The organism is Halomonas sp. GD1P12, from assembly GCF_025725645.1.
Taxonomy (GTDB): Bacteria; Pseudomonadota; Gammaproteobacteria; order Pseudomonadales; family Halomonadaceae; genus Vreelandella.
Map to the genome: position 1 here is coordinate 2,497,444 of NZ_CP107007.1, position 13,894 is coordinate 2,511,337.

The 13,894-nt window shown below is 63.1% G+C and carries 11 protein-coding genes; 6 read left to right on the plus strand and 5 right to left on the minus strand.

Annotated elements, in window-relative coordinates; all coding sequences use genetic code 11:
* From OCT39_RS11475 to OCT39_RS11485, 3 genes are all read left to right on the plus strand, one after another.
* Nucleotides 1-732, plus strand: coding sequence for an ABC transporter permease (locus tag OCT39_RS11475; RefSeq protein ID WP_263584598.1), 732 nt, complete (start codon nt 1-3; stop codon nt 730-732).
* Between the two features lie 121 nt (nt 733-853).
* On the plus strand, nt 854-1,624 hold the full coding sequence (locus tag OCT39_RS11480; RefSeq protein WP_263584599.1) for a transporter substrate-binding domain-containing protein: 771 nt from the start codon (nt 854-856) through the stop codon (nt 1,622-1,624).
* A gap of 243 nt (nt 1,625-1,867) precedes the next feature.
* Entirely contained in the window at nt 1,868-2,701 is an 834-nt protein-coding gene (locus OCT39_RS11485; protein ID WP_263584600.1) for a conjugal transfer protein TraX, read from the plus strand.
* Here the strand turns inward: OCT39_RS11485 and OCT39_RS11490 are convergent.
* From OCT39_RS11490 to purE, 3 genes are all read right to left on the minus strand, one after another.
* Nucleotides 2,679-4,289, minus strand: coding sequence for a diguanylate cyclase domain-containing protein (locus OCT39_RS11490; protein ID WP_263584601.1), 1,611 nt, complete (start codon nt 4,287-4,289; stop codon nt 2,679-2,681). The two genes, OCT39_RS11485 and OCT39_RS11490, sit on opposite strands and share 23 nt — an antisense overlap.
* Before the next feature lie 167 nt (nt 4,290-4,456).
* Nucleotides 4,457-5,572 carry a 5-(carboxyamino)imidazole ribonucleotide synthase gene (locus tag OCT39_RS11495; protein WP_263584602.1) on the minus strand — a complete coding sequence of 372 codons (1,116 nt, stop codon included), beginning with the start codon at nt 5,570-5,572 and terminating at the stop codon, nt 4,457-4,459.
* Between the two features lie 10 nt (nt 5,573-5,582).
* The gene (gene purE / locus OCT39_RS11500) at nt 5,583-6,095 is read right to left on the minus strand and encodes a 5-(carboxyamino)imidazole ribonucleotide mutase (RefSeq protein WP_263584603.1); all 513 of its coding nucleotides are present in this window, start codon (nt 6,093-6,095) and stop codon (nt 5,583-5,585) included.
* A 204-nt stretch (nt 6,096-6,299) separates the two neighbouring features.
* Between purE and OCT39_RS17425 the strand changes: the two genes are divergently transcribed.
* The gene (locus OCT39_RS17425) at nt 6,300-6,578 is read left to right on the plus strand and encodes an XRE family transcriptional regulator (RefSeq protein ID WP_311960455.1); all 279 of its coding nucleotides are present in this window, start codon (nt 6,300-6,302) and stop codon (nt 6,576-6,578) included.
* A gap of 111 nt (nt 6,579-6,689) precedes the next feature.
* Here OCT39_RS17425 and chrA read toward each other — a convergent pair whose 3' ends face one another.
* Together chrA and ilvD are read right to left on the minus strand one after the other, a co-directional pair.
* On the minus strand, nt 6,690-7,871 hold the full coding sequence (gene chrA, locus OCT39_RS11510; protein WP_263584605.1) for a chromate efflux transporter: 1,182 nt from the start codon (nt 7,869-7,871) through the stop codon (nt 6,690-6,692).
* Between the two features lie 107 nt (nt 7,872-7,978).
* Nucleotides 7,979-9,712 (minus strand): dihydroxy-acid dehydratase, encoded by a 1,734-nt coding sequence (gene ilvD / locus OCT39_RS11515; protein ID WP_263584606.1) that lies wholly within the window; start codon nt 9,710-9,712, stop codon nt 7,979-7,981.
* Between the two features lie 195 nt (nt 9,713-9,907).
* Between ilvD and OCT39_RS11520 the strand changes: the two genes are divergently transcribed.
* Nucleotides 9,908-10,270 carry a DUF5362 domain-containing protein gene (locus OCT39_RS11520; RefSeq protein WP_263584607.1) on the plus strand — a complete coding sequence of 121 codons (363 nt, stop codon included), beginning with the start codon at nt 9,908-9,910 and terminating at the stop codon, nt 10,268-10,270.
* 29 nt (nt 10,271-10,299) lie between these two features.
* Nucleotides 10,300-13,878, plus strand: coding sequence for an exodeoxyribonuclease V subunit gamma (gene recC, locus OCT39_RS11525; protein ID WP_263584608.1), 3,579 nt, complete (start codon nt 10,300-10,302; stop codon nt 13,876-13,878).
* The last annotated feature ends 16 nt before the right edge of the window (nt 13,879-13,894 follow it).

The following is a 13,894-nucleotide window of genomic DNA, read 5'->3' on the forward strand; positions in this document are numbered from 1 at the left end:
ATGTCCGATCTTTCTACCTGGTATCACGACCTGCTCGACGGCAACGCCATCTTCACCCCGGCCACCATGGCCCACTACTGGGAGGGGCTCGTCACCACCACGCAGCTGGTGTTTCTCTCGCTGGTAGTAGGCCTGGTGCTGGCGGTGCCGCTGGCCATCCTGCGAAGCTCCAAACGCAAATGGATCAGCCTTCCCATCTACGCGTACACCTACGTGTTTCGCGGCACGCCGCTTCTGATCCAGCTCTATATCATCTACTACGGCGTGGTGTTTTTCGATGGCATTCAGGAGAGCGTTCTCTGGCCGATCTTTCGGGAAGCCTTCTATCCGGCGCTGATCGCCTTCACGCTCAATACCGCCGCCTATACCACGGAAATCTTTCGCGGCGCGATCAAGGCCACCGCCAAGGGGGAGCTCGAGGCGGCGCGGGCCTACGGCATGTCGGAGTCCTTGATGATGCGGCGCATCGTGATTCCCAGCGCCTTTCGCCGCGCCCTGCCCGCCTACGGTAACGAGGTGATCTTCATGCTCCACGCCAGCGCCATCGCAAGCGTGGTGACGCTGATGGATTTGACCGGCGCGGCGCGCTACGTCTACTCGCGCTTCTACACGCCCTTCGAGCCGTTTCTGTTCGTCGCGCTGATCTATCTCTGCCTGACCTTCGCCATTCTGTTCTTTTTCCGCTTTCTGGAAAAGCGGCTGTTGGCGCACCTGAGCCCGCCGTCGCTGTAAGCGGCGGCTGCGTCAAACGAACGTTGGTTTTTAATGCGTTTTCGACTTTGCGCTCGCCCTCGCTTGGGTTACGTTAAAGAGGATCACTGAATACACCCGTTCACGACAGTGGAGTTTGATGATGAAAAAACTGCTTTCGCTCTCTTTGGTAGGCCTTGCGGTCGCCGCCGCATCCTCGGCCCAGGCGCGCGACTACGATACCGTGCGCATCGGCGTGGACGTTCCCTACGTGCCCATGGAGTACCGCACCCCGGAAGGCGAGCTTACCGGTTTCGATATCGACCTAGGCAACGCGCTGTGTGAAGAAGTCGGCGTGACCTGCGAGTGGATCGAGCAGGAGTGGGACGGCATCATTCCCGGCCTTCTGGCGCGCAACTACGACGCCGTGATGTCGTCGATGACGATCAACGACGAGCGCCGCCAGCAGGTGCTGTTCTCCGAGCCCTATATCACCATGCCGTCGGCCTGGTTCGCGGCAAGCGATCTGGACATCAGTGAAGCCAATGAAGAAACGCTGGACGGCCTGACCATCGGCGTTCAGCGCGGCACGCTGCAGGACAACTACGTCACCGACAAGTACGGCAGTATCGCCGACATCAGCCGCTACTCCACCGCCGATGACATGGTGCTGGACATGGACGCCGAACGTCTGGACATCGTTTTCCTCGACTTCCCGATCGGTCAGTCCACGCTGGTCGAAAGCGACGAAGGCGACTACACCATCGTCGGCGAGCAGATCACCGAACCCAAGGAGTACTTCGGTGATGGTTTTGGCATCGCCTTCCGCCAGCGCGATGAAGACCTGGCCGAACGCTTCAACGAAGCGCTCGCGACGCTGCAGGAAGATGGCACCTACGACGAGATTCACGCGCGCTACTTCGACGGCGAATAACCTCTTTTCGTAAGCGTCGAGTAAGTATGCAAAACCCCGGCAAACGCCGGGGTTTTGCTTTTGGGGCAACGCTTGAGAGCTTTGGGGTATAGTACGTATGGACAGTACGTATGGAGTACGTATAGATCGCACGTATGAATCGTACGCGCCGATACTCCTGAGCGGCGAACGCGCGACCGGGCTTGAACTCGACGCGACCGATCAAGTCTGAAGCCATTCTGGCCATCTCAACACGGAGGTTTTATGGCACACGCTCCCGGCGATACCGCCCCCCCGGCTTCTTCGCCGCGACCCACGGCGGCTGTTGATCGCCCGCTATCACACTGGACGGCCTGGGCGCAGTGGCTGGCGCTTTTGACCATGACCATCGACCACCTGGTGCGCTACGTGCTCCCGGACAGATGGGATTTGAGCTGGGCGGGGTCGTCGATTGGGCGCATCGCCTTTCCGCTGTTCGCGGCCATGGTGGCCTGGCATGGGCTGTTCAATACGCGTAATCCGCTGCGCTACGCCCGGCGGGTACTGGTCATCGGTCTCATCGCCCAGGTGCCGTACATGATGATGCCGCGATCGAGTGATGCCTTCATCCTCAACGTCTGCTTTACACTGGCAAGCGGTTTGGCACTCGGGGCGTTGGCCCGCCAGGGCTGGCAACACTACCGTCAGGAGACGCTCGGGTTTGGCTGGCTGCTACTGGGGGCGGCGGTGGCGGTCACGCTTTGGTATCTGCTCGGCTTTTGGGTCGAGTATGGCCATAACGGCCTGATGCTGATCCCGTTTTTCATGTTCGCCATGTACGCGCTCAACGATAGCGACAATGCGCTGAAATCGAGGCTCTGGGCGGGGCTGGCGGCGTTTCCGGTGCTCTGGATCGCCGGCCAGATGAACGCCTCGGACATGTCCAAGTCGTTCACCGTGGGCACGTGTATCGTCGTTCTCATCCTCGCCGCCGGCGGCGCCCGCTACGTCCCGAAGGTGTTCAAAAACATGCCGCGGCGGCTTTGGCTTGCCTGGTATCCGGGCCACTTCGCGCTCATCGCGCTTTGGGTGGTGCTTAGCGGTCAATTAGCGATGTAACGCGGTCAGGCAGCGCGGCCTTTTTCATGACGTCGCGCATTTCCGGGCGGTAGCGGCAAAGCCGCGCCCGCCCTTGCGCCTTGGCCTGGTACATCGCGACATCGGCCTGCTTGAGGATCTCGGCATGGTCGCACTCGTCGGCATTGAAGCAGGTGTAGCCCATGCTCGGCGTCACCTCTACCTGCTGGCTCTCCAGGTGATAAAACCCGCCCAGCTTGCTTCTCAGCGTTTCCAGGCACGCCTTCGCCATCTCTTCGGCCCGGTCGTCAAAGGGCCAGTCGAACAGTTTGAGCATCACGAACTCATCGCCACTTAGCCGTGCCGCCATGTCGTCGTCGCCCAGGTGAGCCTCGAGACGCTTGGCCACCTGTATGAGCAGATCGTCCCCGGCGGCGTGGCCGAAGGTATCATTGATCATCTTGAAGCGGTCCAGATCCAGAAACATCACTACGCCGGTTCGCTCGCGGTTTGAGGATTCCTTGCAAAGCGACATCAGCCGCTCGATGAACAGACGCCGGTTGGGCAGATCGGTCAGCGAGTCGTAGTAGGCCTGGCGGTAGATGGTCGCCTCGTGCCGGGTGCGCTCGGTGAAATCCTCGACGATCGCCATCCCGCCGATGCGATGGTTATTGTCGCAATTCACGCCGTTGAAAATGGCGCGCAGCGGCGTACCCTTCTCAGCGCCGGGCAGATAGAACGTACCTTCGAAATAGCCCGAGCCCTTCTCGAGGCTGTCGCGTACCCCTTGAGCGACCTGCTGATTCGCCGAGCGGTCGAGCATGCGATAACCCATGAAGCTGTCACGCGTGCCGCCCAGAATTTTGAGCAATTGCTCGTTACAGTCGGTGATCACTCCGTTGCGGTCGAAGTGCAGCACTCCCAGCGGCGAGTGATCGAAGATCGAGCGGTAGCGGTTTTCACACTCCTGCAGCTGCGCCTTGCGCGACTCGACACTCACCTTGAGCGCGATGTTATCGTGAATGATGCGATGAAACCGGATACAGGTGGTTAGCATCAGTGCCAAAAATACCAGCACGATAATGCCCATCAGTATCGATAGCATGGTTGCTCGCAACAAGAAGACGGCGGCCAGCGGCAGTAAAATGAGGCTGATGAAGCCAACCCCAAGCCACTTGACCGGTGAAAGCGTGGTCGTGCCGCCGGCGGCGATACCGCAGGCGATGACCGCCAGCGCCGCGGTTTGAGTCGGATCGGTCGGGGCAAAAAAGAGAACCCCCGCGGCCCCCCAGAGGGCCGCCGAGCCAAGCGAGCCCGCGCTGAAAATGTAGAGCCACCGTTTTTGATGGGCGCTGGCCGTGCCCTGCTCATACCAGCGAGCAAACACCAGCCGCAACAGTGATATGACGCCAAGCGTTAAAAACCAGGCCATGACGGCCACCGGCGAATGCGCCGACCAGAGGATCGCGGCGGTAAAGGCGGCCACGACCAGGCTGCTGACAACGGGCTGCCATAGATTTTCATATAAAAGTGCCACTTTCGCCGCTTCAAGATCGCATAGCGAGAGCGGCTCATCGGCGTCGACGGGGCCATATTGGGCAACCCCGGCGAGTTTAAGCTTCCACAGCATGTCCATTCCCTGTGCTGTTGGATCGCCTAAACAAAGGCAACCCGTCTTCGTTCAATGAAGTCTTGAGCCGTAGTTGTAAACGATTTATCTCGTTAAAGCGAATACCAAAATCGACTTATAAAAAAACCGCCTGATAGCAGGCGGTTAATGAAGCGTTATCGCGCCCCTTACAGGGTGAAACTCCACTTTACCGAAGGGGCCTCCGGCAGCAGCGTCTGGCACCGACGAACTTTCTCCAAAAGCTCTGCGTGCGAGTCGGCGAGAACGTTGATGTGCGCAAGCTTGCGCCCGGCGCGCTCGCCCTTATCGTAGCGATGCAGGTGAGCATGCGGGATTGCCAGAAGCGCGGCGTTGTCGCCTTCGCGGCCGATGACGTTGACCATGCAGGTCGGCGCCATGGCCTCGGTCGAGCCCAGCGGCAGCCCTTGAATCGCCCTCAGATGATTTTCGAACTGACTGGTCGCGGCGCCGTCCATCGTCCAGTGGCCGGAGTTGTGCACACGCGGCGCCATCTCGTTGGCCAACAGGCTTCCATCTTTGGCTTGGAAAAGCTCCAGCGCCAGCACGCCGACGTAGTCGAGCTCGTCGAGCAACTGGCGAATATAGCCATCGGCCAGTGCCTGGACGCTGTCGTCGAGATCCGGTAGCGGTGCCACGGAGTAGCGCAGAATGCCGCCCTCGTGCTGGTTCTCCGCCATCGGGTAGAACACGACCTCGCCGTCGCGACCGCGCACCGCGATGATCGATACTTCGCGCACGAAATCGACGAACGCCTCGACGATCAGCTGGGAATGGCCAATCGACGCCCAGGCATCACCGGCCTGATCGGCGGATGTGAGCACGGCCTGGCCCTTGCCGTCGTAGCCCTCGGTGACCGACTTGGCGACCACCGGGCAGCCAAGCTCCTCGGCGGCCTGGGCCAGCGCCTCGGCGCTCTCCACCACGCGGTAGGCCGGCGTGGGAATAGCAAGCCGGTCGAACAGCGCCTTCTCTTCTACCCGGTTTTGGCACACCGCGATCGCTTTACTGCTGGGATAGACCGGCTTGTGCTGCTCGATCTCGCGCACCAGCTCGACCGGCAAGTGCTCGAACTCGTAGGTCACGACATCGACCTTCTCGAGAAACGTGGCCAGGTGCTCGTTGTGCGGGTCGACGATCACCTCGCCAATGCCCGCACTGGGGCTCCCGGTGGTGTCCAGAAAGGTGAAACGATTGCCCAGCGGGTAGCCTGCCAAGGCGAGCATACGACCGAGCTGGCCGGCACCCAAAACGCCAATGTTCATGGTGGTCTCCTCAGGCCTGATCGGTATCGATGCGGGGGTCCGGGTTATCGAGCACGGCTTGGGTCTGCTCGGCGCGAAACGCCTCGACCGCCTCGCGCACGGCGCTATCCTGAAGCCCCACGATCTGCGCGGCCAGAAGGCCTGCGTTGGTCGCCCCGGCCTTGCCGATGGCTAGCGTTCCCACGGCGATACCGCCGGGCATCTGGGCAATGGAGAGGAGCGAATCGAGCCCCTTGAGCGATTTGGACTCCACCGGCACGCCCAGCACGGGAAGCGGCGTTTGAGAAGCCACCATGCCCGGCAGGTGCGCCGCCCCGCCCGCGCCGGCCACGATCACCTGAAGCCCGCGCTCCGCCGCACCCTTGGCGTAGTCGAACAACAGATCCGGCGTACGGTGCGCCGAGACCACGCGGGTCTCAAAAGCAACGCCCAGGCGCTCGAGCATTTGGGTGGCGTGTTCCATCACGGGCCAGTCGGATTTGGATCCCATAATTACGCCCACTTGGGGTGCGCGGCTGGACATGGATTCGCTCCTCGGCCGAAGGCCATCAATCGGTAAAAGATGAAAAGCCGCAAGGCTTGGCTATAATTTTAAAGGCGCATAGTTTACCAGAGCGGGCCGAATTAGGGGCTTCGATCGGTGGATGAAATTTTAGCCGGATCAGGCATTGAAAAGCGCTTCCGTTAGCGTCATTGTGTAGGTGTCACTTTTGACCCATGGAGTCACATGAGTACGGCAACGTCGACTGCTCACGCAGAAACGCTGGACCCTCCTCGAAGCAGCCCTGACCTCGACGTCAGGGAATTGGAAAAACGCACGCGCTTGATGCGCATCATCACTCGTCTGGTCGCCGTATCGGATCTGGGAAGCCGCGAAATCGCCCGCCGGGCCGGCCTTCCCGTCCAGAAGATCAGCGACCTGCTCGCCGGAAGGCTCGAGCATCTGAATCTGGACGAACTCAACGTCCTGCGCCGCACATTAGAGCTGGAGGCGCCAACGCCATAGCCTCCAGGTGTGAACCGATAAACGCCTCGCCAAACGCGAGGCGTTTTTTTGTGCTCAAAGCACGGCTTGGCCCGTCATGAATAAGCACGTTATGAATAAGCCCGCCATGACTCAGCCCAGCACTATTCCACCCAACAGGACGATGATCACGACCGCCCAGGCGGGCAGGCGCCACACGCTCAGCAGAAGAAAACCGGTGAGCGCCAGCGCGACATCGATAGGCACCAGCACCGCGCTGACCCACACCGGGTCGAAAAGCGCGAGCCCCAGAATGCCCACGACCGCCGCACTGGCGCCACGCAGAAGTGCCTGGGCACGCTCGCCGCGGCGAAAACGGTGCCAGAACGGCAGCACCCCCACCAGCAGTAAAAAGCCGGGGGCGAAAATCGCCACCAACGCCAGCGCCGCCCCGGCCCCGGCATTGACGCCCGGCCACAGCGCGCCAAGGTAAGCGGCGAAGGTGAAAAGCGGCCCCGGAATCGCCTGGGCGGCGCCGTAGCCGGTCATGAACGCATCATTTGAGATAAGACCTAGCTGAACCGTTTCGGCGCTCAGAAGCGGTAGCACCACGTGGCCGCCGCCAAAGACCAGCGCCCCGGCGCGGTAAAAGGCATCGACCATATCGAGCCCAACCGCCATCGGCGCTAGCAGCGGCAGCGCCCCCAACAGCAGCGCGAAAAGCGCAAGCGCGACGGCCCCGGCGCGGCGCGAGACGCCAAAGGAGAATGTATCCACCTCCCCCCGGGGCGACGGCGACCGGCAGAGCCAAAGCCCCGCCGCCGCACCCAGCGCAATGGCGCCGACCTGGCCCGCCGGGCCGCTTGCGAGCGCGGCCACGAACACCGCGCCCAGCGCAATCCCCGCCCGCGCTCTATCCGGGCAAAGGCTTTTCGCCATTCCCCAAACGGCGTGGGCCACCACCGCCACGGCCACAAGTTTGAGGCTATCGATCACGCGCTCGAACAGCGGACCCTCGAGTGCTGTCGCGCCCAGCGCGAACAGTGCCAGCAGTAGCGCCGAAGGCAGCGTAAACGCCACCCACGCCGCGGCAGCCCCCCAGGGGCCGGCGCGCAAGAGCCCGAGCGCAAAGCCCACCTGGCTGCTCGCCGGGCCGGGCAAAAACTGGCAAAGCGCCACCAGTTCCGCATAGGCCGCCTCGGACAACCAGCGACGTCTGACGACGAACTCGGTATGGAAATAGCCCAGATGCGCGACGGGGCCGCCAAAAGAGGTGCAGCCCAGCCACAAAAACGTTCGAAAGACATCGAAAACTCGCCCGTGCCGACTCGCCATCGAAAGGCCTCCTCATGAAACGAAAGCCCCACTCTAGCCCAGCCGTTTGACGCCGACGTGACAAAAAAAGGGCCGCGAGTGCGGCCCTGGGCGTTGGCTAAAAGTGTTCAGTCGTCCTGGTCGGTGACCGCGCCGGTGCTGGCGGAGCTTACGTGGCGCGCGTACTTGGCGAGCACGCCACGGGTATAGCGGGGCTCGGGCTTTTGCCACTGGCTTTGGCGACGGGCCATCTCTTCATCGCTAACGTCGATATCGATGGTGTCCGCCTCGGCATCGATGGTGATGAGATCGCCGTTTTCGACCAGCCCCAGCGGGCCGCCTTCGAAGGCTTCCGGCGACACGTGGCCCACCACGAACCCGTGGCTGCCGCCGGAGAAGCGCCCGTCGGTGATCAGTGCGACGTCGTTACCCAAGCCCCGGCCCATGATGGCGGAGGTCGGCGTCAGCATTTCACGCATGCCCGGCCCACCCTTCGGGCCTTCGTAGCGAATCACGACCACGTCACCGGCGACCACGGTACCGTCGTTGATGCGCGCCTGGGCTTCCTCTTCCGAGCCGAATACCCGGGCAGGTCCTGAAAAACGCGTGCCTTCCTTGCCGGTGATCTTGGCAACCGCCCCTTCCGGCGCCAGGTTGCCGTAGAGAATGCGCAGATGGCTTTGCGCCTTGATCGGCTTATCGAGCGGCGCGATGATCGACTGATCCATCGGGTAGGGCTCGACGCCCGCCAGGTTTTCGGCCAGGGTCTTGCCGGTAACGGTCAGGCAGTCGCCGTGCAAAAGCCCGGCCTCGAGCAGAATCTTCATCAGCGGCTGAATACCGCCAATGGCGACCAGCTCGCTCATCATGTAGTGGCCGCTGGGGCGTAGATCCGCCACCACCGGTACGCGCTTGCCGATCTCAGTGAAGTCCGAAAGCGAGAGCTCAACCCCGATGGTGCGCGCCATGCCGATCAGGTGCAGCACCGCGTTGGTGGAGCCGCCAAGCGCGATGATCACGGTGATCGCGTTCTCGAAGGCCTGGCGGGTCATGATGTCGGAGGGTTTGATGTCGGCTTTCAAAAGCTCGAGTACTGCTTCGCCGGCCGCTTTACAGTCGTCGCGCTTCTCCTGGGAGATGGCGTTTTGCGCGGAGCTTCCCGGCAAGCTCATGCCGAGTGCCTCGATCGCCGAGGCCATCGTGTTGGCGGTGTACATGCCGCCGCAGGAGCCGGGGCCGGGAATCGCGGTCTCTTCGATCTGCTTGAGCTCGATCAGGTCCATGTCGCCGCGCGAATGCGCGCCCATGGCCTCGAACACCGAGACGATATCGGTGTGGCCCTTGCCCGGCATGATGGTGCCGCCGTAGACGAACACGCTGGGGCGGTCCAGGCGCGCAAGGCCCATCACGCAGCCGGGCATGTTCTTGTCACAGCCGCCAATCGCGACCAGCCCATCGAAGCCCTCACAACCGGCCACGGTCTCGATGGAGTCCGCGATGACTTCACGCGAAACCAGCGAGTACTTCATGCCCTCGGTGCCGTTGGCGATGCCGTCGCTGATGGTGATGGTGTTGAACACCACGCCCTTGCCGCCGGCGGCGTCGGCGCCTTCGCGGGCAAGCTCGGCCAGCTCACCGATATGGCTGTTGCACGGCGTCACCATGCTCCAGGTCGAGGCCACGCCCACCTGAGGCTTTTTGAAATCCTCGTCGTTGAAGCCTACTGCGCGCAGCATCGCGCGGCTGGCCGCCTTACCCGGACCGTCGACGACGGGGGCGGAGTGGCGGCGCGAGCCTTGCGCTGCGTCTTGCGATGTGGCGTCTTGTGAAGCGTTCTGAGAAGGGCTAGTCGGCTCGGTCATGGCGGGCTCCTTATGTTTTTCGTGTTCTAAAAAACGTCATAGCTTGGCGATGCGCGGGCCTCACTGCAAGATGCACAGGGCAATTATCCGGCAAAATTCTACCCACGCCGCGAGTAAAGACAAACGTGTCGAAACTCATTAAGATCATGACCTTCCAACAACGTATTGATTTTCAAACGACACCGTGAGGTCACCATGGAGCCGCAAGAGAAAAACGAGCTGTTGAAAAGCGTCGCGGAGCCGCTTTACCGCGGTAAACTCTGGATGCAGCTGATCGGCGTCATGCTTATTCTGGGCGGGGTGTTAACGGCGATTACCGTCGTCGGTATCATCGTCGCCTGGATACCGATCTGGGCGGGCGTCGTGCTCTTCCAGGCGGCCAGTGCCAGTCAGCGCGCCTATCAAAGCGGCGACGAGCGTGAGCTTCGCTTTGCGCTTTCAAAGCTCAAGACCCACTTCACCATTTTCGGCGTGCTGGTGCTGCTCTACCTTCTGCTGTTCGTGGGCATGACCTTTCTTGGCCTGATGGGGATTGGTAACGTCACGCTCTCCTACTGACGAAACGTTCAACCTGCCGGGATGTGTCCATGTCGCGCCTTTCTACGCCCCCACTGACGCCCGGTTTCATGGTGGTACACGCCAACCGGCTCGAGGACCTACGCGCCGTGGCCATCGAGTGGATGCGCCTGCACCCGCTGGGGCCGCTGGAAAACGAAACCATTCTGGTGCAGAGCAACGGCATCGGCCAGTGGCTCAAACTCGCGCTCGCTGAAGACCCCGAAAACGGTGGCGCGGGCATTGCCGCCGCGCTCGACGTGACCCTGCCCGCCCGCTTTCTCTGGCAGGCCTACCGCACCGTGCTGACGCACATAAGCGGCGCGGATGATGCGGTGCCGGAAACCTCGCCGTTCGATAAGTCGCGCCTGGTGTGGCGGCTCTTGCGCCTGCTGCCCGCCCTGGTAGCAGAGCCGGTCTTCGAGCCGCTCGCCCGCTTTCTCGAGTTCGACCGCGACCAGCGTAAGCACTACCAGCTCGCCGAGCGGCTGGCGGATCTGTTCGATCAGTACCAGGTGTACCGGGCGGACTGGCTCGACGCCTGGGCTAAAGAAGACGACGTGCTCATCGGCGCCCGAGGCGAGCGCCGCGCGTTGGAAGAGCACCAGCGCTGGCAGCCCGCGCTCTGGCGCCGTCTTAGAGAGGACGTCGCCGCCACCCAGGGCCCCCGCGGGCTCGAGAGCAGCCGGGCAAGCGTCCATCAGCGCTTTCTCGAGGCCACCGAGCATCTGGAGGGCCAGGCCTGCCCGCCCAAGGTGCCCAGGCGGCTGATCATCTTCGGCATTTCGTCGCTGCCAAGCCAGACCCTCGAGGCGCTGGCCGCGCTTTCGCGCTGCTGCCAGATCGTGCTCTGCGTACATAACCCTTGCCAGTACTACTGGGCGGACATCATCGAGCACAAGGACCTCTTGCGCGCCAGCCGCTACCGCCAGACCCGCAAGGCCGGTATGCCGGAAGCGCTCGACGTACTCGGTACCGGCGACGCCGAGGGCGCGCTGCACCTGCACGCCCAGCCGCTGCTCGCCGCTTGGGGCAAACAGGGCCGCGACTACCTGCGCCTGATCGACGAGCACGACGACACCGGCGATTATCAGAGCCTTTTCGAGCAGCGCGCGCTGCGCATCGACATGTTCGAGCCCTTCTCGCTGGAAGGCGGCGGCACGCTCTTGAGCCAGCTTCAGGACGATATCCGCGAGCTGCGCCCGGTGCCCGAGACCCGCGAGCACTGGCCGGCCCCGATTGATACCGACGACTCGATCGTCTTTCACATCGCCCACGGCCCCCAGCGTGAGGTCGAGATTCTGCACGACCAGCTTTTGGCCGCGTTCAGCCGTGATCCGAACCTGCGCCCGCGGGACATTATCGTCATGGTACCGGACATCGACCGCTACGCGCCGCACATCGAGGCGGTGTTTGGCCAGCTCAATCAGGACGACCCGCGCTTCATCCCGCACACGCTTTCGGACCAAGCCAGCCGCCACCGGCTGCCGCTGATGATCGCGCTGGAAAAACTGCTGCGCCTGCCGGAGCTTCGCCTCTCCACCAGCGACGTGCTCGATCTGCTCGACGTGCCGGCGCTGCGCCAGCGCTTTGGGCTCGAGGAGCGCGACCTGCCCACGCTTGCGCGCTGGATGGAAGGCGCGGGCATTCGCTGGGGGCTAAACGCCCGCGCCCGAGCGCATCTGGAGCTGCCCGGCGGGCTCGCCCAAAACACCTGGGCCTTTGGGCTTCGACGGCTACTGCTTGGCTACAGCGTGGGCGAGGCTGGCGCCTGGCAGGGCATCGAGCCGTTTGACGATATCGGCGGGCTGGAGGCGCGCCTGGCCGGGCCCCTGGCCACACTTCTGGAAAAACTCGAAGCCACTTGGGAGCGCTTTTGCGAGCCGGTGGACGCCGCCACCTGGGTGGCGCGGCTGCGCGAGCTGTTGGAGACCTTCTTTCTCACCGACGACCCGGCCGAGAGCGTCATGCTGGCAAAGCTCGAAAACGGCCTGCAGCAGATGCTCGAGAGTACCCGGGAAGCCGCGCTCAATGAGGCGCTTCCGCTCTCGATGGTGCGCGAGCACTGGCTGTCACAGATCGACGAGCATAGCCTTTCCCAGCGCTTTCTGGCCGGCGCGGTCAACTTCGCCACGCTCATGCCGATGCGCGCCATTCCCTTCAAACGGGTGTGCCTTTTGGGGATGAACGACGGCGAGTATCCGCGCTCCCAGCCGCCGCTGGATTTCGACCTGATGGGCGGCGACTACCGCCCCGGCGACCGTTCACGGCGCGAGGACGACCGCTATCTGTTTCTGGAGGCGCTGCTCTCCGCCCGTGACCAGCTCTACGTGAGCTGGGTGGGCAAAAGCCAGATCGACAACGCCCCGCTCCCGCCGTCGGTGCTGGTCGGCCAACTGCGCGAACACCTGGCCGCCGGCTGGCAGCGCGACGGCGATGATCTTCTGGCGCGGCTCACCACCGAACACCCGCTGCAGCCCTTCAGCCGGCGCTACTTCGGCCAGGACGATGCGCTTTTCACCTACGCCCACGAGTGGCGCGAGGTGCACACCGCGCAGAGCGCCCGCGAATCGGCCCCGCTCACCGCGCCTGCCGAGAGCGAGCCGGCCACGCTCAATCTCGCCCAGCTGGGCAGTTTCCTGCGTGAGCCGGTGAAGAGCTTTTTCAACGCGCGACTGGGCGTCTACTTCGAGCAGGAAGCGATTGCCGAGCTCGACGCCGAACCCTTTGCGCTGGACGGCCTGCAGAACTGGCAGCTTCAGGACCGGCTGATCGCCGCCCAGCGCCGCGCGGTGGACAATAACGAGCCGCGCATCGAGGCGCTCGACGAGCAGCTGTCGCGCTTTCAGGGCCAGGGCGTGCTCGCCATCGGCGCCTTTGGCGAGCGCATGCGCGACGCGCTCGCCGAGCCGATGGAGGCGCTGTTCGAAAAGTACGAGGAAATGCTGGCCGCCTGGCCGCACCAGGCGAGCGCCGCCCAACGGGTATGGCTCGCTTTCGAGCAAGGCCCAACGCTCGAGGACTGGCTGGGCGAGGTGCGTTTGAACGAGGCCGGCGAGCGCTGCCGGGTGCTGCTGTTGAGTTCGAGCCTGGTGAAGCAGAGCAAATATCAGTGGCACCACCTGCTGCGCCACTGGGTCGCGCACCTGGCGGGCAATCTCGATGCCCCCATGACCACCGCGCTGATCTCAAAAGCCGGTAGCGTCACGCTTGAGCCGGTAGCGCCCGACACTGCGAAGGCGCACCTTGCGACCCAGCTCGATGCCTGGCAACAGGGCCAGCAAGGGCCGCTGCCGCTGGCGACGCAGGCCGGGTTCGAGTGGCTTAACAAGCTCGGCACGACCGATAGCGACCGGGACAGCCCCGCGTTTGCCGCCGCCGAAAGTGCCTATGAGGGCGGGCGCTACCAGAGGGGGGATGTCACCCAAAGCGCTTATCTCGCTCACCAGTGGTCGAGCTTCGAGCAGCTGTTCACCGCCCGCACCGCTCAGGGCGAAGGCTTTGCCGAGCTGGTCGAGCGCCTTTATGCACCGCTGTTCAAGGCGGTCAAGGGCGACAAGAAAGGTGACAAAAGAGCTGACAGGAAAAGCGACTCAAAAGGCGGGCGTTAACCGCCCGCCGATTGGC

Excerpts from the sequence above, each read along its gene's own strand:
- OCT39_RS11490 (WP_263584601.1), bottom strand. The coding sequence starts at position 4,289 with ATGCTGTGGAAGCTTAAACTCGCCGGGGTTGCCCAATATGGCCCCGTC.
- purE (WP_263584603.1), bottom strand. The coding sequence starts at position 6,095 with ATGTCCAGCCGCGCACCCCAAGTGGGCGTAATTATGGGATCCAAATCC.
- recC (WP_263584608.1), top strand. The coding sequence starts at position 10,300 with ATGTCGCGCCTTTCTACGCCCCCACTGACGCCCGGTTTCATGGTGGTA.
- OCT39_RS11485 (WP_263584600.1), top strand. The coding sequence starts at position 1,868 with ATGGCACACGCTCCCGGCGATACCGCCCCCCCGGCTTCTTCGCCGCGA.
- chrA (WP_263584605.1), bottom strand. The coding sequence starts at position 7,871 with ATGGCGAGTCGGCACGGGCGAGTTTTCGATGTCTTTCGAACGTTTTTG.
- OCT39_RS11480 (WP_263584599.1), top strand. The coding sequence starts at position 854 with ATGAAAAAACTGCTTTCGCTCTCTTTGGTAGGCCTTGCGGTCGCCGCC.
- OCT39_RS11495 (WP_263584602.1), bottom strand. The coding sequence starts at position 5,572 with ATGAACATTGGCGTTTTGGGTGCCGGCCAGCTCGGTCGTATGCTCGCC.
- OCT39_RS17425 (WP_311960455.1), top strand. The coding sequence starts at position 6,300 with ATGAGTACGGCAACGTCGACTGCTCACGCAGAAACGCTGGACCCTCCT.
- ilvD (WP_263584606.1), bottom strand. The coding sequence starts at position 9,712 with ATGACCGAGCCGACTAGCCCTTCTCAGAACGCTTCACAAGACGCCACA.
- OCT39_RS11520 (WP_263584607.1), top strand. The coding sequence starts at position 9,908 with ATGGAGCCGCAAGAGAAAAACGAGCTGTTGAAAAGCGTCGCGGAGCCG.
- OCT39_RS11475 (WP_263584598.1), top strand. The coding sequence starts at position 1 with ATGTCCGATCTTTCTACCTGGTATCACGACCTGCTCGACGGCAACGCC.